At 60.3% G+C, this 24,311-nt stretch carries 24 protein-coding genes; 19 read left to right on the top strand and 5 right to left on the bottom strand.

Annotation, left to right across the window (positions count from 1 at the left end; translation table 11 throughout):
* The first annotated feature begins 42 nt into the window (after positions 1 to 42).
* The 5 genes from NLR35_RS27360 (at position 43) to NLR35_RS27340 (ending at position 4,526) form a co-directional block, all read left to right on the top strand.
* The gene (locus tag NLR35_RS27360; protein ID WP_257169647.1) at positions 43 to 984 is read left to right on the top strand and encodes a DUF1259 domain-containing protein; all 942 of its coding nucleotides are present in this window, start codon (positions 43 to 45) and stop codon (positions 982 to 984) included.
* A 173-nt stretch (positions 985 to 1,157) separates the two neighbouring features.
* Positions 1,158 to 1,631: a hypothetical protein gene (locus tag NLR35_RS27355; RefSeq protein ID WP_257169646.1), complete on the top strand. Its 474-nt coding sequence runs from the start codon at positions 1,158 to 1,160 to the stop codon at positions 1,629 to 1,631.
* Between the two features lie 8 nt (positions 1,632 to 1,639).
* The gene (locus NLR35_RS27350; protein ID WP_257169645.1) at positions 1,640 to 2,899 is read left to right on the top strand and encodes a cytochrome b N-terminal domain-containing protein; all 1,260 of its coding nucleotides are present in this window, start codon (positions 1,640 to 1,642) and stop codon (positions 2,897 to 2,899) included.
* A 50-nt stretch (positions 2,900 to 2,949) separates the two neighbouring features.
* Complete coding sequence (gene chrA / locus NLR35_RS27345; protein ID WP_257169644.1) at positions 2,950 to 4,128, top strand: chromate efflux transporter; 1,179 nt, start codon at positions 2,950 to 2,952, stop codon at positions 4,126 to 4,128.
* Between the two features lie 50 nt (positions 4,129 to 4,178).
* Positions 4,179 to 4,526 (top strand): cytochrome c, encoded by a 348-nt coding sequence (locus NLR35_RS27340; protein ID WP_257169643.1) that lies wholly within the window; start codon positions 4,179 to 4,181, stop codon positions 4,524 to 4,526.
* A 688-nt stretch (positions 4,527 to 5,214) separates the two neighbouring features.
* Here the strand turns inward: NLR35_RS27340 and NLR35_RS27335 are convergent.
* Together NLR35_RS27335 and NLR35_RS27330 are read right to left on the bottom strand one after the other, a co-directional pair.
* Positions 5,215 to 6,636, bottom strand: a complete 1,422-nt coding sequence (locus tag NLR35_RS27335; protein ID WP_257169642.1) for a cell wall metabolism sensor histidine kinase WalK — start codon at positions 6,634 to 6,636, stop codon at positions 5,215 to 5,217.
* Positions 6,633 to 7,316 (bottom strand): response regulator transcription factor, encoded by a 684-nt coding sequence (locus NLR35_RS27330; protein WP_257169641.1) that lies wholly within the window; start codon positions 7,314 to 7,316, stop codon positions 6,633 to 6,635. The genes NLR35_RS27335 and NLR35_RS27330 overlap by 4 nt, the downstream gene beginning before the upstream one ends.
* Before the next feature lie 316 nt (positions 7,317 to 7,632).
* Here NLR35_RS27330 and NLR35_RS27325 point away from each other — a divergent pair, with 316 nt between their 5' ends.
* Entirely contained in the window at positions 7,633 to 8,178 is a 546-nt protein-coding gene (locus NLR35_RS27325) for a hypothetical protein (RefSeq protein ID WP_257169640.1), read from the top strand.
* 642 nt (positions 8,179 to 8,820) lie between these two features.
* Here the strand turns inward: NLR35_RS27325 and fetB are convergent.
* Genes fetB through NLR35_RS27310 form a run of 3 tightly spaced genes read right to left on the bottom strand, consistent with a single transcriptional unit; the run spans position 8,821 to position 11,259 of the window.
* On the bottom strand, positions 8,821 to 9,627 hold the full coding sequence (gene fetB, locus NLR35_RS27320) for an ABC transporter permease (RefSeq protein ID WP_257169639.1): 807 nt from the start codon (positions 9,625 to 9,627) through the stop codon (positions 8,821 to 8,823).
* A complete protein-coding gene (locus NLR35_RS27315; protein WP_257169638.1) occupies positions 9,624 to 10,220 on the bottom strand; it encodes an ATP-binding cassette domain-containing protein in 597 nt (198 codons plus the stop codon). Before NLR35_RS27315 ends, fetB begins: the two co-directional genes overlap by 4 nt.
* Before the next feature lie 4 nt (positions 10,221 to 10,224).
* Positions 10,225 to 11,259: a Cj0069 family protein gene (locus NLR35_RS27310; protein ID WP_257169637.1), complete on the bottom strand. Its 1,035-nt coding sequence runs from the start codon at positions 11,257 to 11,259 to the stop codon at positions 10,225 to 10,227.
* Between the two features lie 303 nt (positions 11,260 to 11,562).
* Between NLR35_RS27310 and NLR35_RS27305 the strand changes: the two genes are divergently transcribed.
* The 13 genes from NLR35_RS27305 to NLR35_RS27245 all read left to right on the top strand — a co-directional run bounded on the left by NLR35_RS27305 (position 11,563) and on the right by NLR35_RS27245 (position 24,221).
* Positions 11,563 to 12,423, top strand: coding sequence for a sulfurtransferase/chromate resistance protein (locus NLR35_RS27305; protein ID WP_257169636.1), 861 nt, complete (start codon positions 11,563 to 11,565; stop codon positions 12,421 to 12,423).
* Positions 12,420 to 13,811 (top strand): chromate efflux transporter, encoded by a 1,392-nt coding sequence (gene chrA / locus NLR35_RS27300; protein WP_257169635.1) that lies wholly within the window; start codon positions 12,420 to 12,422, stop codon positions 13,809 to 13,811. Before NLR35_RS27305 ends, chrA (NLR35_RS27300) begins: the two co-directional genes overlap by 4 nt.
* 52 nt (positions 13,812 to 13,863) lie before the next feature.
* Positions 13,864 to 14,100, top strand: coding sequence for a hypothetical protein (locus NLR35_RS27295; RefSeq protein ID WP_257169634.1), 237 nt, complete (start codon positions 13,864 to 13,866; stop codon positions 14,098 to 14,100).
* A 15-nt stretch (positions 14,101 to 14,115) separates the two neighbouring features.
* Complete coding sequence (locus NLR35_RS27290; protein WP_257169633.1) at positions 14,116 to 15,027, top strand: DUF1259 domain-containing protein; 912 nt, start codon at positions 14,116 to 14,118, stop codon at positions 15,025 to 15,027.
* Between the two features lie 25 nt (positions 15,028 to 15,052).
* Positions 15,053 to 15,727 (top strand): superoxide dismutase, encoded by a 675-nt coding sequence (locus NLR35_RS27285; protein WP_257169632.1) that lies wholly within the window; start codon positions 15,053 to 15,055, stop codon positions 15,725 to 15,727.
* Positions 15,728 to 15,788: 61 nt separating this feature from the next.
* Positions 15,789 to 16,196, top strand: coding sequence for a hypothetical protein (locus NLR35_RS27280; protein WP_257169631.1), 408 nt, complete (start codon positions 15,789 to 15,791; stop codon positions 16,194 to 16,196).
* 245 nt (positions 16,197 to 16,441) lie between these two features.
* The gene (locus NLR35_RS27275; protein WP_257169630.1) at positions 16,442 to 17,440 is read left to right on the top strand and encodes a YncE family protein; all 999 of its coding nucleotides are present in this window, start codon (positions 16,442 to 16,444) and stop codon (positions 17,438 to 17,440) included.
* Between the two features lie 22 nt (positions 17,441 to 17,462).
* Positions 17,463 to 18,248: a hypothetical protein gene (locus NLR35_RS27270; RefSeq protein ID WP_257169629.1), complete on the top strand. Its 786-nt coding sequence runs from the start codon at positions 17,463 to 17,465 to the stop codon at positions 18,246 to 18,248.
* A 284-nt stretch (positions 18,249 to 18,532) separates the two neighbouring features.
* Positions 18,533 to 19,603: a YncE family protein gene (locus tag NLR35_RS27265; RefSeq protein ID WP_257169628.1), complete on the top strand. Its 1,071-nt coding sequence runs from the start codon at positions 18,533 to 18,535 to the stop codon at positions 19,601 to 19,603.
* Complete coding sequence (locus NLR35_RS27260; protein WP_257169627.1) at positions 19,596 to 20,189, top strand: family 16 glycoside hydrolase; 594 nt, start codon at positions 19,596 to 19,598, stop codon at positions 20,187 to 20,189. The genes NLR35_RS27265 and NLR35_RS27260 overlap by 8 nt, the downstream gene beginning before the upstream one ends.
* A 29-nt stretch (positions 20,190 to 20,218) precedes the next feature.
* Positions 20,219 to 20,719, top strand: a complete 501-nt coding sequence (locus tag NLR35_RS27255) for a heme-binding protein (protein WP_257169626.1) — start codon at positions 20,219 to 20,221, stop codon at positions 20,717 to 20,719.
* Positions 20,720 to 21,123: 404 nt separating this feature from the next.
* Positions 21,124 to 21,531 (top strand): sensor histidine kinase KdpD, encoded by a 408-nt coding sequence (locus NLR35_RS27250; protein WP_257169625.1) that lies wholly within the window; start codon positions 21,124 to 21,126, stop codon positions 21,529 to 21,531.
* Positions 21,532 to 21,812: 281 nt separating this feature from the next.
* Entirely contained in the window at positions 21,813 to 24,221 is a 2,409-nt protein-coding gene (locus NLR35_RS27245; protein ID WP_257169624.1) for a family 16 glycoside hydrolase, read from the top strand.
* The last annotated feature ends 90 nt before the right edge of the window (positions 24,222 to 24,311 follow it).

Below are 24,311 nucleotides of genomic sequence, written 5' to 3'. Positions count from 1 at the left end.
CCAATCCAGGCCAAGAGCGTGAAGCTGACAAAGGAGGATACAATGAGCATTAAACTCACAATAGGTGTTCCAGCCGTCGCAGCATTGTTAATTGCCGCGGCGGGTGGCCAAGTGGCGGGATCGTTGCCTCTCATCGGTTCGCTCATCTCCTCTGCTCAAGCTCAGGGCACCGATTGGCAGAAGGTCGACGAAGCACTTGGCCGCAAACCGGCGGTTTCAGGTGACGTGCGCCGCTATGGATTTCCCCGCAGCGATCTGAACGTGACGCTGGACGGAGTTACCATCAAACCCTCCTTGGCGTTGGGTGGTTGGATCGCCTTCAAGCCTGCGCACGGCGGTGCAATGGCAATGGGTGACCTCGTGCTGCTCGAAACCGAAGTCGCTCCAGTCGTCGCCAAACTCACTGAGGGCGGCTTCGAGATCACCGCCATTCACAATCATCTGCTGCGCGCCAATCCGGCGACGTTCTACGTCCACGTCTTGGGTCATGGCGATCCCGAGAAACTTGCCAGCGCCGTCCACGATGGGCTCGCGGCCAGCAAGACGCCGCTCACGGCCGCTCCTGCCGCGCCGCCACCCGCAGTCGACCTCGACACCGCGCAGCTCGATCAGATAATCGGCGTGAAGGGACAAAACAACGGCGGGGTATACGCGTTTGCCGTTCCGCGCCGCGATCCGGTCAACGAAGATGGGATGGAAATGGCGCCTGTCGGGCCGATGGGTGTGGCACAGGCCATCAACTTCCAGCCGACCGGCGGCGGCAAGGCGGCGATTACGGGAGACTTTGTGCTGACCAGCAACGAAGTCAACCCCGTGATCAAAGCGCTGCTGGAAAACGGGATCGAGGTGACGGCAGTCCACAGTCATATGCTGGACGAGCAGCCGCGGCTCTTCTTTCTCCACTTCTGGGCCAATAACGATGCTCAGAAACTGGCGAAAGGCCTTCGCGTAGCGCTCGACAAGACGGCGAGCACGAAGAGCTAAGGAATGAACTCAATGTGCGCGTCGGCGTTCGCGGCGCAATCAAACTTACCCGGAGAGGAAAAGACCAGAATGAGAAAGCTTGTTATTGCCTTGTCAGCGCTCGCCGCCCTCGTTGCCGACCAACATGCGGTCCAGGCGCAAACTTGCAAGGTCTGCGCCGAACAACGGGCCGCGTGTATGAAGAACTACGCCGGACCCGCGTGCAAAACCGAGTATCAGATGTGTTTAAAGTCCTGCAAAAAATAGGAACGCCTGAATTGAGCAACCTGCGTAGGAAGTGCCTCATCGCGGCACTCGCCTCCGGCATCGGGGGCCTAGTTGCCCTCGGTGCCGGCTTTGTCGCTGCGGAGACCTTGCAGAAATTGTCCGGCAGGCAAATTCGGGCGAAATTTGCAGGGATGCAGCTGACCGACGAGGTTCACTACCGCTTTGTTTATGAACGAAATGGAACGCTAAGAAGCGTTGCGCTCGGAGTGAAGAAGCGCGGCAAGTGGGTTATCGATAAGGACCAGCTTTGCCTCTATCTGCAGGAGCCGGACGATGGTTGCTATGACGTGGCGCTTTCCGGCAAGACCTTTACCCTGACACCTACTGGATTGGGATCGGCCGTGGACGGCATCCTCCAGCCTATTTCCGATCCACAGTGAGAACGACGATGTCATCGCAGATCGCCGAAAAGGTCTCGCAAGATAACAGCGATTTCTCGAACCCGGTGATCCGCTGGATCGATTATCGGCTTCCTGTCTTCACGTTCCTCCACCACGAGTTGAACGTCTATCCGACGCCTCGAAACCTGAACTATCTCTGGAATTTTGGGTCACTTGCGGGCATGGCGCTCGTGATCATGATCGCGACCGGTATCGTGCTCGCCATGCACTACGTTCCGACCGGTGAAGGCGCATTCAAGTCGGTCGAGCACATCATGCGCGACGTGAACTACGGATGGCTGATCCGGTACATTCACACGACTGGTGCATCCATGTTCTTTGCCGTGGTTTACATTCACAGTTTTCGTGGGCTTTACTACGGATCGTACAAGGCGCCACGAGAGCTGCTCTGGTGGCTCGGAGTCGTCATCCTGCTCTTGATGATGGCAACCGCTTTCTTTGGCTATACCCTGCCGTGGGGGCAGATGAGTTTTTGGGGAGCGACCGTTATTACAAACCTGTTTTCCGCGATCCCAGTGGTCGGAGATAGCATCGTGACCTGGCTCTGGGGGGGATTCGCAGTGGGAGATCCGACTCTCAATCGGTTCTATGCCTTGCACTACCTCTTGCCATTTGTGATCGTCGGCGTTGTCGGTCTCCATCTCGTTGCATTGCATCGTTTCGGGTCAAATAATCCGACCGGTGTCGATATCCAGGATAGTGGCGACACGATCCCGGTTCATCCCTATTACACGATCAAAGATCTGCTCGGGCTTGTCGTCTTCCTTATGGTCTTTGCGTGGTTCACGTTCTATGAACCGAGCGCACTTCTCAATTCAGACAACTACGTTCCGGCGAACCCGGGACTCACACCGCCCCACATTGTGCCCGAGTGGTACCTGCTCCCTTACTACGCAATCCTTCGATCGATCCCGAACAAGATTCTGGGGGTCACTGCCATGCTGACCTCGATCCTCGTTCTGTTCGCGTTGCCGTGGCTCGACACCAGTCCGGTTCGCTCAGGGCGGTTCAGGCCTATGTTCAAGCAATTCTATTGGGTCCTGGTCGCAGACTGCGTGTTGCTGACCTATGCCGGCGGGCAGCCCCCTGAGGGCACATGGCTGATCGTGAGCAGGATTGGAGCCGCATACTATTTTGCCCACTTCTTCGCGGTTTTGCCTCTTGTAGCCAGGATCGAACGCCCACGCGCACTCCCGAGCAGCATCAGCCAACCCGTGTTGCCAGAGACTGGCTCTGCGACGACTTGACTGTTAGGCCGCCTCGGTGACCAACAACCGAATCCTTGAAGGACTTTGAAATGACAACGACGACAGAGTCCAAACGCGATAGCATGGCAGAGCTTGCCCTATATTTCTTGCGTCTCGGCTTTCTCGGCTTCGGCGGCCCGGTCGCGCTCGTCGGGCAGATGGAGCGGGAGCTGGTGAACGATAAGAAGTGGCTGAGCAAGGAGGAGATGCGCGAATCCATTGCCATCTGCCAATCACTGCCCGGACCGCTTGCCATCCAGGTCGGCATTTACGTTTCTTGGCTTCGTGGCGGCTTTTGGGGTGCGTGGGTGGGCGGATGGTGCTTCATTCTGCCCAACTTCGTCATCGTCGCCGCGTTGGGGGCGCTCTACGTCTATCTCGGCGATCTGCAGCCGGTGACTGCAATCTTCTACGGCGTCAGTCCGGCGGTCATCGCGCTCATTCTGCATTCCTGCTATCGGCTGGCCAAGCTCGGCATGGAAGACTGGCTGCAGTGGGCCATCGCGGGCTTCTGCCTCGTCGTCACGGTAATCCTGCAGGCCGAGGTCGCGCTGTTGTTCATCGGTGCGGGGATTGTCGGAATTCTCTATTACGGCAGCATCTTTAAGCGCACGCCCGCGACCCTGCCAATTGTGGTCGTTCCGGCCGCGGTGGCACCGATCGCGCCGGTCGCGACCGGCTCCACGCTTGGTAAGCTTCTCCTGTTTTTCTTGAAAGCGGGCTCGCTGACCTTCGGCAGCGGCCTCGTTATCGTCCCGTTTCTCGAGCAGGGGCTCGTTCAGCAATATGGTTGGCTCGATCAGCGGCAATTTCTCATCGCAGTCGCGATCGGGATGATCAGTCCGGGACCCGTCGTGATCACTGCGACCTTCGTCGGCTATCTCGTGGCGGGGTTCTGGGGCTCGCTGGTTTCCACCATAGGCATCTTTCTGCCGTCATTCCTTCTTGTGCTGATCGTCGCGCCGATATTGGCCAGGCACCGGGGAAACGCGAACGTCCAGGGGTTTGTCAAAGGCGCTTATGCCGCTGCGATCGGTACGATTCTGGGAGCGTGCATCCTGCTCGGAAAGATCGCAATTGGTGACTGGCTCACGATCGCAATTGGCGTGGTTTCACTCGCCATCTTGTTCCGCTGGAAGGTGAGCAATCCTGTCCTGATTGCTGCGACAGCCGTTGTGGGGCTAATCGCCTATCCGTGGCTGCAGCCGGCGTGGGTGATGGTGAAATAGCAACGACGAGAGGGCAGGAGGGCATCTCGATCGAATTGGAGTTGAGTGTAATGAAATTGAACAATGGTATCATGAGTTTGCTGCCGGTGATGTTAGCCGGCTCGTTGGGATGCGGCGCGCCGGCTCAAGCGCAGCCTGCCACCGCCGCGCCAGACGATACCCAAGTCGATGTCCACCAGTTGTTCGCAACGACCTGCGGGTGGTGCCACTCCGATGGTGGCCGCGCTGCCGGCAAGGGGCCACAGCTCATGGATACAAAACGAGATGACGAGTTCATACGCAACCGTATCAAGAACGGTAAGCCGGGCGCGATGCCTGCGTTCGGTACCACGTTCAGCGACGCGCAGATCGACCAAATCATCAAGTACATCCGGGAATTGAAGCGGAGCGAGGGATGAGCCGGCGAGACTTGGCAGATCGGCGCCGGCTTCAGATTGGCCCGTAAACTGCGTGTCGCTTCTATGTAGGGAGCGTTTTATGGCGACCCAAATCGTGATGGATCACACCGGCCATTCCAGCCATGAATTCGACGTCGGCGATGTCGAGGGCCTGGCAAAGGCGAGAGGCGCTTCAGGGAGTTGGTCGGCGAAGGGTTTATAGCCGCAGTGCGGACTGCGACAGCGGAGTTGTTTCTATGAGAAGGAGGTTGATCTCGAAGAAACGGCTTCTGGGTTGGCTGGACTGATCTGGCAAGTGAACGACAAGCTCTCCTTCGATGCCGCCTCCCACCACGCGCTTACCAATGGTCATGCCGTCAATGAACTCCGCGCGGGACTAACGTTTGCCGTCCGTTCCGCTTCGACGGCGCCCACTATAGATGAGCTTGCTACTGCGTGCGATCCGGAGGAAGTCATTGCTAGACCAAGCAGGCCGAAAGGTATCTGAAGCGAGGACCGAAAAGGGAAATCGGTATTCTTTGAGGTAAGGTGCCAAAGGCAAGGGTGCAGGAGCCTGTTCCGCCGCCGAAGGTCGTTGCGTTATGAACCACGTTCTGGTCACACTCTAAGGTAGGAATTACGAATCGTTTCTCATCGGGGCTGCGGGCGCATGAATTGCTGCTCAAAGCCACAGGCAACGCAACCCACTTCACGATGATACGGCCCCCTCTGTTCCCCTGCGGGTTTCATACGGCAACTTCCGATCCGCTGCGAATGCGGATGAGTCGTCCGCAGATGGTAGAAGGACCAGGAACGAGCTTCCCTCCGTCTTACCGCCCGCGAGCTCGAGTTTTCCGCCGTTCGCCTCAACCGCCCAACGAGCGATTGCGAGCCCGAGCCCGACTCCGCCCTCCTCCCTCGATCGGCCGGGGTCGACGCGATAGAAGCGATCGAAAATGCGATCCCGGTGCGTGGCAGGAATTCCCGATCCCGTGTCTCGTACCTCGATCATCACCTGGCCGCCCGTCTCCCTCACTTCGACAGTGATCGCGCCGCCATCTGGGGTATATTTTATCGCATTGTGTATCAAGTTCATAAGCGCCTGCCGGATCAGCGCGGCGTCTCCCGCAGCGTGAACTCGGATCGGAGCTCGGAGCGTGAGCTCCTGCTGCTTTTCGTCGGCCAGCACGCGGAGCTGGTCGATGACATGGCCCGCCAACCCTCCCACGTCGAGGGCCTCTGCTGCCAGATGCACTTTTCCCGAATCGGCGCGCGTGAGGATCAGAAGGCTCTCGACGAGCCGCGTGAGCCTGTCAACCTCCTCCAGCATGCTACCGATGACGTCACGATAGGCGGCGGCGTCAAGTGTGTGCTGCAATGCCACCTCTCCCACGCTGCGCATCGCAGTGAGAGGAGTACGCAGCTCGTGCGAAGCATCGGCCGTGAAACGGCGCATTCGTTCGAACGCATCTTGCAGACGGGACAGCGTGTCGTTGAAGACCGTCGCGAGCTGCCCGAACTCGTCCTGGGCGTTCTCGACGGGAAGCCGTTTGGCGCGCGATTCCGCGGTAATCTCCCGGGCCCTTTTTGCCATGGTGCCGACAGGAGAGAGGACACGGCCGGCAAGGAAGTAACCTCCCGCGATCGCAAGACCGGCGGCGAAGGGTATGCCAATCGCGAGGATCACCGCTAACGTCCAGAGCGTGCTGTGCAGAGAGGCTTCGTTAACTGCCGCGGCAACGCGATAAGAACGTTCAGAAACGCTATGGACACGATAGCGACGACCGTCTGGCGACGTCCAAGACAGCGGTGATGTCGACCGGCCTGTTTGCAGCGCACGCGACAGTCCTTCTCGTTCCCAAGCCTCGCTCTGACGAGGGACGTTACCGTCATCAACTTCGAATAATGTGATGCCCCAGTCGGGAGCCAAATCCCTAAGTTCGTCCGGCTCATCGCGATAGATCTTAGCGATGGTTGCGACCTCTCTGTCGAGTTGCGCGTCCAAGCCCCCGTAGAGGCGAGCCTCGACAAAAACGAGAATGGCTGCGGAAAAAACACACACAATCAGCGTTAACACCCCCGCGTGCCAGAGTGTAAGCCGTGCGCGCACGCTTGGCGGGCGGAATCTCATCCTTGCCTCCCGCTCAAAAGATATCCAAGACCGCGGACCGTGTGCAGCAACTTTCTTTCGTACGGCTCGTCGACCTTACGACGCAGCCGCGCCATGGTAACGTCGATGACGTTGTCGAGCGGTGTCGCCCTGGCAGTCGCGTGCCACACATCTCGTGCAAGCATCTCCCGCGACACAACGCGGTCACTATGGCGCAAGAGATATTCGAGCAAGTCGAACTCCTTGCTAGTCAGGTCGAGAGACCGAACCCCTCTCGTGACCTTGTGCGTGACGAGATCCATCTCAAGATCCTCGTGCCGCAACTTGAGGATCTGGTCCATGCGGCCGCGGCGGAGCAGCGCGCGGATGCGTGCGAGCAGTTCCGAGAACGCAAACGGCTTTGTGAGGTAGTCGTCAGCGCCTTGATCAAGGCCAATTACCCTATCCTCGACCGCGTCTTTGGCCGTAACGACCAATATCGGCGTCTGATTGCCGCACTTGCGCAACGTCGCGAGGACATCGATGCCGTCGCGCCGCGGCAACATGAGATCGAGCAATAGAAGATCGAACGAGCGCTGGCTCGCGAGAAAGAAGCCTTCCTCTCCCGTCCGGGCGATTGTGACTTCGTAGCGCTCCTTTTCAAGGCCCTCGCGCAGGGCGTTCGCAACCTTCTTTTCGTCCTCAATGATCAGAATATGCACCTATGTGCTCCGCTTCGAAAGCTGCTTTCGCACCGGCAGTATAGACCGGTTCCGTGCTGCCGCGGCGATCCTGACAGCAATTTAAGGAACTATTCAGTGGTGGCGTAGCTGGAAGGCCACCAAGATCAAGTCGTGGATCGAGGGACCGGGCCGGCTCCGGCGCGGTCTCGAATAGCAGCGACGCAGGGACACGCGGGAACAATTGCGACCGGCACGGTACGTAAAAGGTGCCGCGACAGCTGTAGTCGGCCTGATCGCTCATCCGACAGGCGGCGCGGGAAAGTTTCACGATGTCGATCAATGTAGGAGGGATCTCATGACTAGACGCAAGATTTTACTTACGTCCGCACTCGGGTTCGCTGTCGCCTTGGCGATATCCTTAGCCGCGCAGCCGCCTGCGCTTGCGATAGGCCCCGACCAAGAACAGGCGGAGTTGGTGAACGCGTTGAGCGGCGTAAAGGTTAGCTTGCAGCAGGGATTCTCCGCGAGCGAACGAGAGGGCCTGCCGATCTCCGGAAAATTCGAGATCGATGAGGGCAAAGTCCAGCTTTCCGTCTATACGGTGAAAGAGGGAAAGTTCTTCGAGGTCGTTGTCGATCCCATGACGGGGACCATCGCGAAGGTCGAGCCGATTACCGAGGGCGATGATCTTGCTCACGCCAAAGCACAGAAGGCTGCGATGGACAGGGCCAAGGTCAAGCTAGCAGATGCCGCGAACAAGGCAAAAGGACAGGACAAGGGAGAGGCGGCGGACGTAGCCGTCGTAAGCGTCATGCCAGAGCTGAAGGACGATCGTCCGGAGGCCACAATCCTTCTGCTGCAAGGAAAGAAGTTTTCCACTGCTTCTGAACGGCTCGATTAGAAGTCGAGGCGACTATAGGAGGATGACATGAGAAGTGCCCCGATGTGGATTAGCGCGATGCTGGCGGCCGGCGTGGTCACGATCGGCCTCGGTATTGACATTGCAGGCTGGCGCAGCGCCGCAATCGCTCAGAAGAGGTCCGGTGCGGTTGGTCGATCGCATCGTGAGCTCGTTGCGCGGGGTTGATACGGCGTACGCGTCAGGCAACGCGGCTGAAGCTCAAACCCGATTCAGGGAGGCGCGTGCGGCCTGGAACGGCGTGGCGCCGAAGAGTTTCAGCGCGCGAAGCTTGCGAGCAACAGCTGCTGTTCGATTTGCTGGACAGGCAGCTCAGGAGCGACTCAACGCATCACAATGCGTTTGCCTCTACCATGTCAGAAGCTCGGTTCCTAGTTCGGAACTGAGCTGAAAGCAGGTTGCCTGGGACGTCCCGTGCTCAAGGAGACGGCGGCGCAATCGGGAAGGCCGTGAGTCGGGACTGAAGTATGCGAGCGCATACGACGGACGCCCGACCGGGCAAGCAACGGAAGCAGGGTCGCGCAAGGGAGGAGCGTTGACAGAACAGGGTTTGCCTCGAAAGAATCGAGGGGCGTCCAACAATGCCTTTACCGCCCCCGAGAGTCTCGGAAGCCTGTAAGCCGTCTAAGTGGACTTTTCAGCGGGAATTCGATCGAGGCGTAGTCGATGTCTATGATCCGTGAGCAGGCGTGCGCCACCCAGTACGGCCGTGAGCGTCCCCAAACCTGTCCCGCCGGTAATCAAAAACATGATCAAGAGCTGGTATTTAGCCGCGTCTATTGGCTCAACGCCGGCAAGGATTTGACCGGTCATCATCCCCGGAAGAGAAACAAGACCGATCGCCGCCATGCTGTTCATGATCGGCATGAAGCCGGTTCTCAACGCGTCCCGTATGATTGGTAGCACGGCCTGATACCGCGAGCCGCCCAGTGCGAGACACGCTTCTACAGCCGCTCGTTCGCGGACTAGGCCATTTGTCAGCGCGTCCAGACCCAGGCTTATACCTGTCATGGTGTTGCCCAACATCATGCCCAACAAAGGCAGCGCGTAGCGCGGGTGATACCAGGGATCCGGACGCAGTTCCGTCAAGAGCGCAAACATCGTGACGGTACCTGCGGCGAGCAGGGTGCATCCCGCGCCCAAGCCGTAGCTCCAGACGGCCGGTAGGCGCCGCTTCTGTCGCGCGACGATCTCCCGCGAGGCGAAGAGAACCATTATTGAGGCGGCGAGGGCGGTCCAGAGCGGCGACACAGCAGCAAATAAGAACGTCAGCACGTATCCAACGAGAACGAGCTGGAGCACCATCCGCACCGTCGCGATTGCCAGTTGTCTTTCGAGCTTGAGGCGGAGGACAAGCGAGAGAGCGCCGTCCATCACGACAAGAAGGGCGGGAAGTACCAAATCACCGTACGACAGTTGGATATAAGTCACGGTCGATCTTCCTCGATCCTGCCATCGGCGCTCATCGCGAATATCCTTGACCCGATGCGGCGGGCTTGAGCGTTGTCGTGGGTGCTCCAAACGACGCTCGTTCCGTTCGCAACGCGTTCGGCGATCAGGCATTCCACGGCCGTAGCGGATGCGGAGTCGAGCGCCGACGTCGGCTCGTCCAGCAGAAGCACGCGCGATCGCAGCATGAGCGCCCGCACGAGCCCCAATCGCTGTCTCTCGCCGGTCGAAAGTCGCTGGATCGGCCAAGGTCCGCAGTCGTCCGGCAGCCCTAGGCGTTTGACCAGAGGTAGAGCATCATTCCAGGCCGTGAAGTGCTCCTGCACGATGTCGGACCACCAGCCAGGCTCGGCGGCGAGGTAGGTCACTTGCTTTCGCCAGGCGGGTGCGGGAATCGCCTCCCTGAGCGCTCCGTCCAGCTTGACCGTTCCCTCGTTGGGATCAAGATCGGCGATGGCGCGAAGCAGCAGGGTCTTTCCAACCCCAGAGGGTCCTTGCAGGGCGACGCATTCGCCGTCCTGCAAGTCGAATGACGCGGCGATGTGCAGGCGCTTGAGGCCGCTGACTGTCAGCATGGCGTCAAAGCTTGTGCTGCAGCCGATCGAAGACCTGCTTGGCGATCGCTGCCGGCGCTTCCTCCGGGTAGGGATGCACCGAGCTGACATTGATCTCACCGAGCACGTAGCTATCGCTTCCATCGGCCTGGACTGGGCCGAGCATGAAGTCGGCGTCCCAGATCATAGGCAAGTCGTCTCGCGCGATTTCGAGCACCGAAGTCAGCTGTGGCGTCCACTCGTCCTCCATCAGCCGGCGTAGCCGCTGGAAGCGGGGGTCTGCATTGGACGAGTAGAGCCGTGGTTCAGCCTCCGCGCGCGCGGCCGGCGAATCGACCAAGGCTTTGACTTTGTGGTAGCCGAAGCCCGCGCAGCGATCGCCTGCCATGTAGCAACGCACGATGCCCTCGTTCAGTCGAGGCTCGTATGGTTGGTCGATCACGCTGCCGTTCTCGAAATATTCAGCGCAGCGACTGAAAAAGTCATCCAGCGTCACTTCCTCGGGCGCGTCCTTGGTCGCGTCCAGGACCTTTATCAAAGAGGAGGTCGGCAGACTCTCGACCTTCCAGACGCCTTGGCCGCCATTCCCCCGGTTACGCTTGATCACGCGCGGACCGGCGGCGAGCCGCGCTGGCAACTCGGCGCGCATTGCCGCAGCGGTTTGATATAACGCTGTGTCGCTTCCCCATCCCATCGAGCGGGTGCGATACAGAACCTCCTTGGTTCCCATTTTGAGTATGACGTCGGGATGGGCACTTACCCACACTGCACGCGCTGCGACGTCCCGTAGCAGGGCGTCGAGACCGGTGCGGTTTCGGCCGTCTTGAATCGGGTTGACCCAGACCAGCACCCCATCGACTGCGAGCAGTTGTTCGCGGACGGTGTCCGCGAAACTCTCGTCGTAGACAATAGGGCGCGCGTCGACGCCCACGGCGGCGAGCGCTTCGAAGACGTCGGCAAAGCGGCTATTTTTCAGAGACGTATCTCGACGCGCGACGGCGTCTCCTCGCGAGAGGATGGCGATGGTAGGTCGGGGCGAGGGGCGTTTTTCGGTGTCCATGCGCTAGCTCCACAAATTGCGTGCTGCGCAGAGCTTGGACCGAGGTCTCACGGGGAGTCTGCATTTCCCCTCGGATACACTCTACGTGAGTCCGTCAGGACGTTTCAAGATGTCCGCCCCGAGCGAGCCCAGGTGGCAGGGATGGCACCAAGGAACTGTTCCGAAATGCGGTTTCGCCAAGGACCGAGATTCGCGACGTCGCCGCGATGATTCTCAGAATGCTCGCGAAGACGCGGGTTGACAGTCCGCTCATCTGGGATTTTATTCGGGGCACGGGGATGTGCGATCTCCCCGCGAGGCGACATGCCCAAGTATCGCGTCCTGGATCACCAAGGGCGCAGCATGTCATCATCATATACTTCAATTTCACCCGAAAAATTGTCCAGACTAATGGGTACGGCGGCAGCGCCGATGCTTGTTGACGTCCGCGTCGATGAGGATTTTTCCGCCGACCCGCGCCTCATCCCTGGTGCCGTGCGACGGTCGCACCGCGATGTTCAGGATTGGGCCACTGGGTTCACGGGACAGTCGGTCGTCGTGGTCTGCCAAAAGGGACAGAAACTTAGCGAGGGAACCGCGGCTTGGCTCAGGTGCAGCAATATCGCCGCTGAGGTTCTCGAAGGTGGCCATGTCGGCTGGAAGGAAGAGAACCTTCCGACCGTCCCTGCCGACAAGATCCCCAAGCGCGACGGGCGCGGCCGCACGGTCTGGGTGACGAGAGCGCGTCCCAAGATCGATCGTATTGCCTGTCCCTGGCTGATCCGCCGCTTCATAGATCCTGCGGCTGTTTTTCTTTTCGTGACGCCGGCCGAAGTCGAAAGCGTGGCCGCGCGGTTCGACGCTACGCCCTTCGATATCGAAAACGTGTTCTGGAGCCATCGCGGCGAGCTCTGCACTTTCGACGTGATGGTCAGGGAGTTCGGGCTTTCGACGCCGCGGATGGAGCGGCTCGCAGCCATGGTCCGTGCCGCCGATACGGGCCGTCTCGAGCTCTCTCCTGAGGCGCCGGGCTTGCTCGCGGCCTCCCTCGGCCTATCCCGTATGTTCGACGACGACCTCGAACAGTTGAATGCCGGCTTCCTCCTATACGACGCCTTCTACAGATGGTGCCGCGACGCCACGAAGGAGACCCACAACTGGCCGACCAACAAGGTGAAGCCATGACCGACCTCGCAGCAAGCCAGAAGGTCGTTGCACAAGAGCCGGCACACGGAATCTCCCTTGGCGAGGCCGTTTTCGTCTGGATGCGAGTTGCGATCCTGAGCTTTGGTGGCCCGGCGGGTCAGATCGCGGTCATGCATCGCATTCTGGTGGAGGAGAAGAACTGGATTTCAGAAGGCCGGTTTCTTCACGCACTGAACTACTGCATGCTTTTGCCTGGTCCTGAGGCGCAGCAGCTCGCCACCTACATCGGCTGGCTGCTGCACCGGACGGTCGGCGGCATCATCGCGGGAGGTCTGTTCATCCTGCCCGGCATCTTCGCGATCATGGGGCTCAGCTACATCTACGCCGCCTACGGCAGTGTCGGCTTCGTCGAGGCCCTGTTCTTTGGGCTCAAAGCGGCGGTGCTAGCCATCGTGATTCAGGCCGTCGTTCGCGTCGGCAAGAGAGCCCTTCGCAATCCGATCATGGTCACTCTGGCCGCGCTCGCCTTCGTTGCCATCTTCTTCTTCGGCGCGCCGTTTCCGTTGATCATTGCCTTCGCAGCTTTTGTGGGCTTCGTCGGAGCCCGGCTCGGCCGGCCGGAGTTTGCCGCCCTCGAACACGGCAGCAAGAACTCCGCCGCGATCGACAGCATGCTCGGCGAAGGGATGCCTGATCACGTCAGGCCGAACACCGGTCGTACACTCCGGGTCGGCAGCGTCTGGCTTGCGATCTGGCTGGTTCCAGTGTTCGCGATCCTCGTCACGCTAGGGCCGAACGACGTCTTCAGCCAAGTTGCGATCTTCTTCAGCAAGATGGCGATGGTGACGTTCGGCGGGGCCTATGCTGTGCTCGCCTATGTCGCTCAGCAGGCCGCGGAATACTATCACTGGGTGACTCCGCCGGAAATGCTAGACGGTCTCGGCATGGCGGAGACGACCCCGGGGCCCCTCATCATGGTCGTTCAATTCGTGGGCTTCATGGCTGCGTTCCGGGAGGCGAGCGGGATGTCTCCGATGCTCGCTGGAACTCTCGGTGGGCTTCTGGCGACTTGGGTGACGTTTGCGCCCTGCTTCCTCTGGATCTTCGTCGGGGCGCCGTACATCGAGGCGCTGCGGGGCAACAAGGCGCTCGCCGGCATTCTCTCCGCAATCACCGCGGCTGTGGTCGGCGTGATCCTCAATTTGTCGATCTGGTTCGCGCTGCACACTCTCTTCCGAGAGACTTTTCCGGTGCACGAATTCGGGCTGTCGTTCGACGCGCCGGTGCCGTCCAGCGTGGACCTGCCGGCGCTTGCCCTGTCGGTTGCGGCAGCCACTGCGATCTTTCGCTTCAAGATCGGCATGCTCGTCGTCTTGGCCGCTTCGTGCATCACGGGCCTCCTGCTGCGATTGACGGGCATTATCTAGGAGCATCACGCGCGACCTCACCTGGGGCTGGGATACGACCAGGAGAATGGACATGCGGACACCGAAGATATTTCAGATTGTCACCTTGCTGACGCTAACGGCAGGGCTGTCACCTGCCCACGCGCTGACCCAGGAAGAGCTCGTCGCCAAGATTCAAGCGGCTGGCTATTCGCAAGTTCACGACATCAAGTCGACCGCGGAAGGCACCACGGCAAAGGCGATGAGGAACGGCAAGGAAGTGCGGCTGGTGGTCGATAGCAGCGGTCAGATCAAAGAACAGAATGACTGAGGAAGGAGTATCGCGATGAAAGCAGCAATCTTGGCCGTGATCAGCATTGGCACCTGCATCCTGTCGCCGGCTTCGCAATGGCTCATGTCGGAGGCTCATGCGCAGGAACTCGACTGGCAGAAGGTCGACGAGACGCTCGGCCGTAAACCAGCTGTCTCGGACGACGTTCACCGCTATGGCTTCCCGCGCACGGATCTCGCGGTGACGCTGGACGGAGTGGCCGTCAAGCCGGCGCTGGCGCTCGGTGGCTGGATCGCATTCAAGCCCGCGCATGGTGGCGCAATGGTCATGGGAGACCTCGTGCTCCTCGAGACCGAGATCACTCCTGTCATGACCAAGATGGTCGCAAGCGGACTTGAAATCACCGCTGTGCACAATCACCTGCTGCGCGCGACCCCTGCGACCTTCTACATGCATGTCACCGGACATGGAGATCCGATCAAGCTGGCGGCAGCGATCCACGACGCGCTTGCCGAAAGCAAGACGCCATTGACGCTCCCGGCGCCGGCGGGGCCGCCGCCCGTCGTGGACCTCGATACGGCGAAGCTCGACCAGATCATGGGTGTTAACGGTCAGGCCAATGGAGGCGTGGACCAGTACAATGTGAAGCGGCGCGATCCGATTACGCAGGAGGGTATGCCGCTGGCGCCCGTCGGTGCGATGGGCGTGGCCAACGGAATCAACTTTCGGCCGACCGGAGGGGGCAAGGCTGCAATTACCGGTGACTTCGTTCTGACCGGCGACGAGGTCAATCCAGTGATCGTCGCGTTACGGGAACACGGCATCGAGGTAACGGCCCTGCACAGTCACATGCTCGACGAGCAGCCGCGGCTCTTCTTCATGCCTTTCTGGGCGAACGATGATGCCGTCAGGCTCGCGGAAGGCCTGCGCGCGGCGCTCGACAAGACCGCCAGCACGAAGAGCTGAGCCGATGCCAAGGGAGAACCGAACGATGCTCTACCAAACCAAGCCAATGCCGCTCGATCCGAAATCGATCGGCGGCATTTCGGAGAAGGTGCTGGTTAGTCACTATGAAAACAACTACGTCAGCGCCGTCAAACGGCTCAATTCAATTGCGGCACAGCTCGCTGACCTGGACTTCGCCCAGGCTCCCAACTTCGTGATCAACGGATTGAAGCGCGAAGAACTGGTCGCATCCAATTCGATGATCTTGCATGAGATCTACTTCAATGGCCTTGGCGGCACGGAAGGCCCTCGAGGCGCTCTCGCCGAGGCGATTGCGCGGGATTTCGGCAGCATGGCGCGGTGGCGCGCGGAATTTTCTGCGATCGGAAGGGCGGAAGGCGGAGGATCGGGGCGGGTGATTCTTTCCTTCTCGCCGCGAGACGGACGGCTCCGGAATCATGGGGCCGCCGATCATACGACCACGCTCGCCGGAGGCCGGCCCGTGCTGGTGCTCGACATGTATGAGCACGCTTATCACATGGATTTCGGGGCTTCTGCGGCGCGTTACGTCGTTACACCCGGTAGAGCAAAATTGATGGGAGATCACCGATGCGAAATCGGGTTGTATGGCTGTTTGCGTTGGCAGCTGTATTCACAGGTGGGCATGCCGTCGAGGCCCAGACCTGCAAAGTGTGTGCAGAGCAGAAGGCCGCCTGCATGAAGAACTATGCTGGCGCGGCGTGCAAGACCGAATACCAGATGTGTCGCCGGGCATGCAAACAATGAACATCGTAAGCAACATCCCTGCGAGATCAATCTTAGTGGCACTAGCCTTCAGCGCCGGAGGCGTGGCTAATCTCGACGCTGACTATGCAGCGGCCGCGTCTGCTCGGGCGTTGAAAGGGGCGCAGATCCGCAAGGCATTCGCAGGAAAGCAGCTTACGGACGAGGTTCACTATCGGTTCGTCTATGAGAGTGATGGGACCCTGCGAAGTTACTCGATGGGCGTGAAGCAGGTTGGCAAATGGCGGGTCGAGAGCGATGAACTCTGCCTCATGTTCGAAGAATCGGAAAATGGCTGCTATCGCGTTTCGCAGTACGGCAGTCGCTTCGAATTGACGCCAACCGGCCTTGGCGGATCGATCGACGGTATCTTGGAGCCCGCATTTCATGGTGATGGTGACAAGTGATGGCGACGCGCATCGAGCGCGGGAGGGGACGAGTCTCTGCTATCTCCGTCTACCCTGGCTGTGTGGGTGGCAGTCGAATGGTTCGGGTAAGCCGAATGAGCGGAAGGTCGTGGACGATACAGCAACGTCCGAGGCGCAGACCCGCGAGGCAATCCCGATCCACCAGGCGGTCGGCTGATCGCATTGCAGGCGCCGCAATCGCGGCGAGTCGGTAGCGTCCTGGGTAAGCGCAGGGGAGTGCGCAGATGTCTCACTCGTTTCGGCTATGGCTAACGGTGCTCACCAGCATTTCTCTCGCTGGTGCGGCGTCCGCTCAATCGGATGGCGGCGGTCATCTGCAACTCGAGGCGAAGATCCCGCTCGGCCAGGTGCGTGGACGCATCGATCACATGGCGGTTGATCTAAAACGGCAGCGGCTGTTCGTGGCCGAGCTCGGCAATGACGCTGTAGGAGTGGTCGATCTGGCCAACCGTAGCGTGGTGCGCACCCTGTCTGGACTTCACGAACCGCAAGGCGTCGGCTACGAACCGTCTACCGACGCGCTTTATGTGGCTAATGCCGGTGACGGCTCTCTCCGCGTGTTTGACGGCAACACCTACGCGCTGCGGAGACAAATTGAGCTGGGCAGCGATGCAGACAACATTCGCGTCGATGCTGGCGCGCAACGGGTCATCGTTGGCCATGGCGGCGGCTCATTGGCATATCTCGATCCGGCGACCCTCAACACGGTTCAGAGCGCGTCGCTGAAGGCGCATCCGGAGAGCTTCCAAATCGATCCGAATTCCGGCCGGATTTTCGTGAACGTTCCCAATTCTCGCGCAGTCGCGGTGTTAGATGGTGCGTCCGGGAAACTGCTCTCCACCTGGCCGATGGAGAAGGGCGGCAACTTTGCAATGGCGATCGATCTCAATCGCAATCGGCTCTTGTTGGCATTTCGCAATCCTCCAGCACTCGTTGTTCTCGAACTCGCCGATGGCAGAGCGATCTCGACTGTCGACACATGCGATGATGTCGATGACCTCTTCGTGGATTCCAGGCGCAAGCGCACATACGTCAGTTGCGGTCAGGGTTACGTCGACGTGTTTGAGACCCAAGGGACGACTTATCAGAGAATTTCGCGCGTTCCGACCGCAGCGGGCGCGCGCACCTCGCTTTTTGTTCCGGAGCTGGACCGGTTGATGGTGGCAGTCCGCGAGGGGCCCGCGGGACCGGCTGCCATATGGATTTTCAAACCTGTACCCTGAAGCAGACAGCCGGGAGTTCGGCATGTCCACGCGTAGTCGAAGTGTTCAATGCTCCAAAGAACTTGAAACGGTATGCATGATCGCGCTGTGCCTAACAGTATGGCCGAGGGCCGCTGCGGGGTATCGGCCATTCGATGGCACCGATGCCGCGGTCGCCGCAAAGGGCGAAGTGGAGATCGAGCTTCAGCCCGCCGGCCGATTACGTGACGAAAGCGGCACCAGCCTGATCGCACCGGCGACCGTCATCAACTATGGCCTAGCCGCTGACTGGGAGGCTGTGCTTGAAGGTGTCGGCCAGACCCCGCTTTCGCCGCCTGGATCGACGAGTATGACCGCCGGAGCAGCGCTCTTGAAGCACGTGCTGGTCCCGGGAAGCCTGCAAGATAAGGCCGGCCCGAGTGTTGCGTCCGAATTCGGTGTCCTGCTGCCCGACAGTAACGGAGCGTCGGGTCTGGGCGTAAGCTTGGCCGGCATTGTGTCGCAGCGTTGGGACTGGGGAACGATCCATCTCAACCTTGAAACTGCGTTGACCCGCGATCATCACGCCGATGTCTTCGTTGGCGCGATCCTTGAGGGTCCATCGGACTGGACGGTCCGTCCGGTCGCGGAGGTCTTCTATGAAAACGAATTGAGCAAGACGGCGACCGTCTCCGGCCTCGTGGGGGTGATCTATCGGGTGAGCGAGACTCTCAACTTCGACGTGGGTTTCCGTCACGCATCGACGAACGGGCACCCCGTGAATGAGGTCCGGGCCGGTCTGACCTTCAGCTTTCCGTTGTCAAATATTGCAGGGCGCGTGTCGCATTGACTCAACATCATTACGTTCCCGCGGAAAGGCAATCTGTAGATGTTACCGGGCGGACGCTTTCAGGCGACACAACCAGGAGGTGTTCTTTGATGGACTTGGCGACGAGAGCGAGCCGGCCGCAGACCGCGACAGCCGACGGATCTGGGTGGGTCGCTTGATGGCATATTGCAGCCGGCATATCGAGACGACGGAAAATAGGCCGGAGCAGCATCACACCAAGAGAGCACTGTTGCCGCCGGTCGTCCCGACGCTGTCGTTCTCCTCCCGCTTTCGATGAGGGCATCATGCCACTGACAAGCCTCGGCGTTATCACCATCCCGAACGGCCTGAACAGCGACTTCGACCACGCCGCCTTCGATCCAAAGACGCGCCGTATCTTCATTGCGCACACCGCGCGCGACTGCCTGGAGGTGATCGATCACGATCGTCAGACACACGTTGCGACCCTGCCTGGCTTCCCCGGTGTGGCCGGTGCGGCTTCTGACGATGGGCAAGTCCTTACGACCAATCGGGGCGCGGCGACGATCACCTGGCTCGACGCCGCAACCTACAACATCAAGGGCGTCTTCCCGTCTGGACCGCGGCCGAATGGCGCAGCTATCCTCAAGCAGAGGGGAATTGGCATTGTCGCATGTATCGGCGATGCGCAACAAGGCCCAACGCTGCAGGTCATCGATCTGAAGCAAATAAGCCAGCGCGCGATCGACCTGCCGGGCCGGCCACGTTGGTGTGTCACTGATGCCGCGGGAGAGAGGATCTTCGTCTGCATTCGCGAGCCCTCGATGATTTTGACGGCTCTGCTGCCAGATCTCGCCGACGTGCTCCACTGGCCGCTACCGTGCGGCGGCGCGCACGGACTGGACATAGATCATTCCCGCCATCGGCTTTACGCTGCCTGCGACGATGGCGACCTGGTCGAAGTCGACAGCACCTCGGGGAAGGTGATGAATATCTGGCCGATCGCTGGCCCGCCCGATGTCACGTTTCTTCAATCCCGCCACGGGCCGAGTGCATGTGGCAATCGGCGGGCCCGGGGTAATCGATACCATCCATCCGGAGACGGGCGACTGCGTCCGGACCCCGACGGGCGCCAGGGCCCATACGACCGCGATCGTCGTACCGGACCGGCTCTATGTGATTTCTCCGGTGCACGGCGGCCTTCTGGTATTCTCGGACGAGCGATGACTGCTGATCAAGCGAGGCGAGCCGCATACCGATTCGGTCGCCCGAACGTCGATGATGGGACAATTGATGATCTGCACCCCCGAAAACTTTCCGTTGCGATCTTCTGCATGGGTCAGGCTTGGGCTGGCGTCCATGCTGGTTTTGTTAATGGGAGGGAATGTCATGGCTGAGACCCTGAACTTTGACGACGCTGCTGCCGGAACATCGCCGGCAGGGTGGACCTTCACGATAACCGGGAAGGGAGAAGCTAAATGGACCGTCGAGGCCGAACCCACGGCGCCAAGCAAGCCCAACGTCCTCAAGCAATCCGGACGGGCGACATTTCCGTTGGCCATCAAAAGCGATACCAGCATCCGCGACGGCTTCGTCGAGGTAAAGTTCAAGGCAGTCACTGGGGCGGAGGATCGCGCGGCGGGAGTCATCTGGCGGGCGAAGGATGCCGACAATTACCACGTCGTTCGAGCCAACGCGCTGGAGGACAATGTCGTACTTTACAAGACGATCAAGGGCGTTCGAACGTCTTTGGGGATCCTGGGTCGCAGAGGCGGCTACGGCGTCAGCACGCCGGTGCCGTCCGGGCAATGGCATGCGCTGCGTTGCGACTTCGCAGGGCCTCGGTTCAAGGTGACCTATGACGGAAAAGAATTGTTCGAGGTGGAAGACGCCAGCATTACGGACGCCGGGATGATCGGCCTGTGGACCAAGGCGGATAGCGTCACCCTGTTCGACGATCTGACATATGGTGAGATCAAATAGCCGTTTGCCCACCTTTTTCGGAGATGGCCATGAACTTTCGACGCCTGTCGATCGCGACCGCCCTGTTGATTGGGTCCATCTGCCCACTGCGGGCGGAGGAAGGTTTGGTGGCCTACAAATCACTTAGCCCGGAACTGGCGCTCGATCTAGCGCGTGCTGCATTGGATAGCTGCCGCACCCGCGGATACCAAGTTGCAGTCGCTGTTGTCGATCGCTTCGGCGTCACGCAAGTGATGTTGCGCGACCGCTTTGCAGGCCCCCACACGCCGTCAACGGCTACCGGCAAGGCGTGGACCGCTGCGACGTTCAAAACCAGCACGACTGAGCTGAATGCGATCAGCCAGCCGGGCATGATGCAGGCGGGCATTCGTGATCTTCCCGGAACGGTCATCATCGGAGGAGGGCTGATCGTCGATGCAGGAGGCTCTCTGGTCGGAGCGGTCGGCGTATCCGGCGCTCCGGGCGGCGACGCAGACGAAACATGCGCGAGAGCCGGAATTGACGCCATACGTGACAAGTTGGAATTTTAACGAGGCGTCAAGATCCCGACTGGAACGTCTACCAGCCCTTTCGCGAGCTTGGCGGCCGCCTGATGCGCAGAGATAAACAGACGCGCCGCCCCCCGTACGCTCAGGTGCGGGCGCTCATCGATAGAATGTGACAATCTCCAAATTGTCGCGCCAGTCTGAGAAGTAACACCGTCGAGCTTCCCCAACGATTGTTCTCGATAGACCCATATCCGCGAGAAGACGGTCGTCCAATCCTCCGTGCAGCTTCTGCGCGGCGATGCGGCGCGAATGAATCGGCTCGTGGAGCAATTGCTACGTGTTGCGCGCCTGGACAACCTATCCCCGTCGCACACCGCCGTCGAACTGAACGCCCTTGCAGCAACAGCCGTCCCTGGTTGGCGCCTTGGGCGATCGGGCGCAAGCGCATGATTGACTTCGACGGTCCGGAACAGCCGGTCTGGGTGTCGGGTCAGTCCGATGCGGTTGAAGACGCTTTGCGCAACCTGATCGAGAATGCCATTATCTATTCGCCGCCGCAGACCGAAGTCACTGTAGCAGTGCTGCCGGAAGGCGCCGTCAGCATCTCGGACCACGGGCCTGGAATTCCCGAACAGTACAGACGGAGTAGTTTCGAGCGGTTCTGGCGGGGGCGTGGCGCCCGAGGAGCAGGGGCGGGCTTGCGACTTGCCATCGTCGCCCAGATTGCCGCGGCGCATGGTGGCTCGGTTGAATTCAAAGAAACATCCGGTGGCGGTGCCACGTTCACGCTTCGCCTGAAATCCATGGCCGACAATCGGGCAGTCCCGGCGGGAAATCGCGCCGCCGCTTGCTAGTCACTTGGGTGGATCGACCTAATTGCCGCTTCGCGCTATTGCTTCGTCGCCTCCAATGCCCGGCCGATCGCAAGGAGAAAATCATCCGGGCGTGTGAACCGGATCACACAACCTAGCATAGGTTTTCTCTTATCTTTCGACCGCGCCCACGCGAGGCGGGTTTTTGAAAGCTGCTCCGTTCACGCTGAGGAGCGTCCTCTGGCGCCCTTCCAATCGAACGGATGCAGCGGGGCCGAGCGTTTCGCGGGCTGTGGCGATAACGCCTCGAAAGGAGCTCTCCGATGCTACCCTTTCTGCGACAGGACCCTTCCAATCAGGTCGAGATTCAGAACACCGAGTTCACGGGTGATCTGCTCGGCAGATACGTGTGCAGCACTTTCGACGAGGCCGCGAACAACGGCGGCAGGCCGTTCGACGTCGTGGTCATCGGTGCGGGCATGTTCGGCGCCTATGTCGCCGACAAGATCTATCGCGGCGGAGCCGACCAGAACCTCCGGATACTCCTGCTCGACGCAGGAGGCTATCTCGTTTCAACGCACGTGCAGAACCTGCCGCATCTCGGACTGAACCCGCCCGACAGCGCGCTGGTCACGCGTAACGATCAGGATCCCGGCGGGCGCAACGGTGTCTGGGGCAATCCCTGGCACAGCAACGAGCCGTTCACCGGGCTGGCCTATTGCCCGGGAGGCCGGTCGCTGTTCTGGGGCGGCTGGTCGCCACGGCTCACGCCGGCTGACCTGGCGGCATGGCCGAAAGGCGCGCGCGATTTTCTGACCGCGAATTACCCGGACGTCGAGGCCGAGATCGGAGTTCAGGACAAGGCGGACTATCTGTCGGGTCCGCTCAATGCGGCGATCAATGCGAATCTGCAAGCCGTGACGACCGGCGCGAACCCGGTCATTCCCAATGTGACGGTGGACATGGTCGAAGAGGCACCGATCGCGGTGCAGGCGAGCGCACCGGGTCCCGGACTGTTTTCCTTCGACAAGTTCAGCAGCGGACCCATGCTGCTTGAAAGCATCCGGGACGACATCGCGAAACGATGGACGTTGAACGACAACTCGCGGCGCCGCTTCTTCCTTGTTCCGCGCTGCCACGTGATCCGCCTGAAGACCACCGCCGGCAGCGTCACCGGCATCGATCTCACCTACAATGGTCAGTTTAGATCGCTGTCCCTTCCGGCAAACCTCAGTCCCGATTGCCGGGTGATCCTGGCAGCGGGCACGATCGAATCGACACGGCTGGCACTCGAGTCGTTCCCGATCACGCGAAGCGCATATGGCATGGGCGCCAACTTCATGGCCCATTTGCGCACCAATCTCACCGTGCGCGTCAAACGCAGCGCGCTTGGGCTCGGCGCGCCCACGACACTCGAGCAGGGCGGCGCCATCGTGCGGGGCGAGATCACCGACCCCGGCGGCAGCAAACGCCGCTATCACATCCAGGTGCTCGCATCAGCCGAGAAGGGACAGAATCCGGAAGCGACGATGTGGACGATGGTGCCCGACATCGACCTGCTCCGAAACCTGCTTTCCAATGAGGACCCGGATTGGGTGGCAATCGTGTTTCGCGGCCTCGGCGAAATGGATGGCGACAAGAGAGCCGGCCCGGGCGGTGTCACGAGCTTCGTGAACCTCACCAATGCAGCCGATCCGCTTCAAAACGACGGCATGAGCGCCCGCGCGTGGGTCAATTTCACGCCGACATCTAATGACTACGCGGCATGGCGCGAACTCGCGGCCGCGGCCGTCAAGCTGGCGGAGCGCCTCGGTAAGAACCCCGGTGACGTCCAGTACCTGTACAACGGCGGCTGGCAAAGCGCACCGCCTTCCGATCCGTTTGCTGCCACGAAGGACCAGTTGGGTAACACCCATCACGAAGCCGGCACGCTATGGATGGGAGAGGATCCGGCCACGTCGATCACCGACACCAACGGGCGTTTCCATCACATCTCGAATGCCTATGTGGCCGGCCCGGCTCTATTCCCCACCGTCGGCTCGGCCAATCCGTCCTTGACGGGGCTTACGCTCGCCCGTCGAACCAGCGCGGCTGTGATTTCGGCCTTGGCACCGACGCCATTGGCGCGCTTCACGCCGCTGTACACCGGGAGTCTGGCAGACTGGCAAATGTCGGGAGCCGGAGGCTTCCTGCAGGTGTATGACATTCTCGAATCCGTCGGCGGACCCGGATTGCTCTGGTACACGCGCGAAAGCTTTTCCGACTTCGTGCTCGAGCTCGAATGGCAATACGCGAACCGGACGGACAACTCTGGCATTTTCATCCGCGTTCCCAACCTGAACAGCTCGAATCCGAATGATTGGACGGCTGCGATCGACCAGAGCTACGAGATCCAAATCGATCCACGCGGCTACAACTCCGAAACCAACATGGAGAACGATCCTCTGCGGAGCACCGGTGCCATTTACAACATCAACGCGCCGATCCGCACCGATGTTGCGAAAGGCCCCTGGCAATGGAACAAGTTCGTGATCGAGGCTGTCGGAAACCGCATCAGAGTGACGCTCAACGACGTGCTGGTGAACGACTTCACCGATCCGAAGTCCCGGTCGCTTCGTGGCCATCTCGCGCTGCAGAACCATCACGATGGATCGAAGGTGCAATTCCGCAACATCCGCATAAAGACGGTGTTGCCGGGCGTCACTGAGCTGCCTGTCCCCAAGGTCGCTTAATCGCCCTGTCCAAAAGAAGCGCTCTGACGCATGAAGAGCGAGGATTCGGGCTTCATCGGCCTGCAGGTGCATACCGGCAGCGTGGCCTTC

The organism is Bradyrhizobium sp. SRS-191 (genome assembly GCF_024586915.1).
Lineage (GTDB): Bacteria > Pseudomonadota > Alphaproteobacteria > Rhizobiales > Xanthobacteraceae > Bradyrhizobium.
The sequence above is the reverse complement of the archived record's forward strand: the minus strand, read 5'-3'. Positions and strand labels throughout refer to the sequence as shown.

Coding starts and splice junctions, on each gene's coding strand:
- NLR35_RS27360 (WP_257169647.1), top strand. CDS start 43: ATGAGCATTAAACTCACAATAGGTGTTCCAGCCGTCGCAGCATTGTTA.
- NLR35_RS27350 (WP_257169645.1), top strand. CDS start 1,640: ATGTCATCGCAGATCGCCGAAAAGGTCTCGCAAGATAACAGCGATTTC.
- chrA (WP_257169644.1), top strand. CDS start 2,950: ATGACAACGACGACAGAGTCCAAACGCGATAGCATGGCAGAGCTTGCC.
- NLR35_RS27340 (WP_257169643.1), top strand. CDS start 4,179: ATGAAATTGAACAATGGTATCATGAGTTTGCTGCCGGTGATGTTAGCC.
- NLR35_RS27335 (WP_257169642.1), bottom strand. CDS start 6,636: ATGAGATTCCGCCCGCCAAGCGTGCGCGCACGGCTTACACTCTGGCAC.
- NLR35_RS27325 (WP_257169640.1), top strand. CDS start 7,633: ATGACTAGACGCAAGATTTTACTTACGTCCGCACTCGGGTTCGCTGTC.
- NLR35_RS27315 (WP_257169638.1), bottom strand. CDS start 10,220: ATGCTGACAGTCAGCGGCCTCAAGCGCCTGCACATCGCCGCGTCATTC.
- NLR35_RS27310 (WP_257169637.1), bottom strand. CDS start 11,259: ATGGACACCGAAAAACGCCCCTCGCCCCGACCTACCATCGCCATCCTC.
- NLR35_RS27305 (WP_257169636.1), top strand. CDS start 11,563: ATGCCCAAGTATCGCGTCCTGGATCACCAAGGGCGCAGCATGTCATCA.
- chrA (WP_257169635.1), top strand. CDS start 12,420: ATGACCGACCTCGCAGCAAGCCAGAAGGTCGTTGCACAAGAGCCGGCA.
- NLR35_RS27295 (WP_257169634.1), top strand. CDS start 13,864: ATGCGGACACCGAAGATATTTCAGATTGTCACCTTGCTGACGCTAACG.
- NLR35_RS27290 (WP_257169633.1), top strand. CDS start 14,116: ATGAAAGCAGCAATCTTGGCCGTGATCAGCATTGGCACCTGCATCCTG.
- NLR35_RS27285 (WP_257169632.1), top strand. CDS start 15,053: ATGCTCTACCAAACCAAGCCAATGCCGCTCGATCCGAAATCGATCGGC.
- NLR35_RS27280 (WP_257169631.1), top strand. CDS start 15,789: ATGAACATCGTAAGCAACATCCCTGCGAGATCAATCTTAGTGGCACTA.
- NLR35_RS27275 (WP_257169630.1), top strand. CDS start 16,442: ATGTCTCACTCGTTTCGGCTATGGCTAACGGTGCTCACCAGCATTTCT.
- NLR35_RS27270 (WP_257169629.1), top strand. CDS start 17,463: ATGTCCACGCGTAGTCGAAGTGTTCAATGCTCCAAAGAACTTGAAACG.
- NLR35_RS27265 (WP_257169628.1), top strand. CDS start 18,533: ATGCCACTGACAAGCCTCGGCGTTATCACCATCCCGAACGGCCTGAAC.
- NLR35_RS27260 (WP_257169627.1), top strand. CDS start 19,596: ATGGCTGAGACCCTGAACTTTGACGACGCTGCTGCCGGAACATCGCCG.
- NLR35_RS27255 (WP_257169626.1), top strand. CDS start 20,219: ATGAACTTTCGACGCCTGTCGATCGCGACCGCCCTGTTGATTGGGTCC.
- NLR35_RS27250 (WP_257169625.1), top strand. CDS start 21,124: ATGATTGACTTCGACGGTCCGGAACAGCCGGTCTGGGTGTCGGGTCAG.
- NLR35_RS27245 (WP_257169624.1), top strand. CDS start 21,813: ATGCTACCCTTTCTGCGACAGGACCCTTCCAATCAGGTCGAGATTCAG.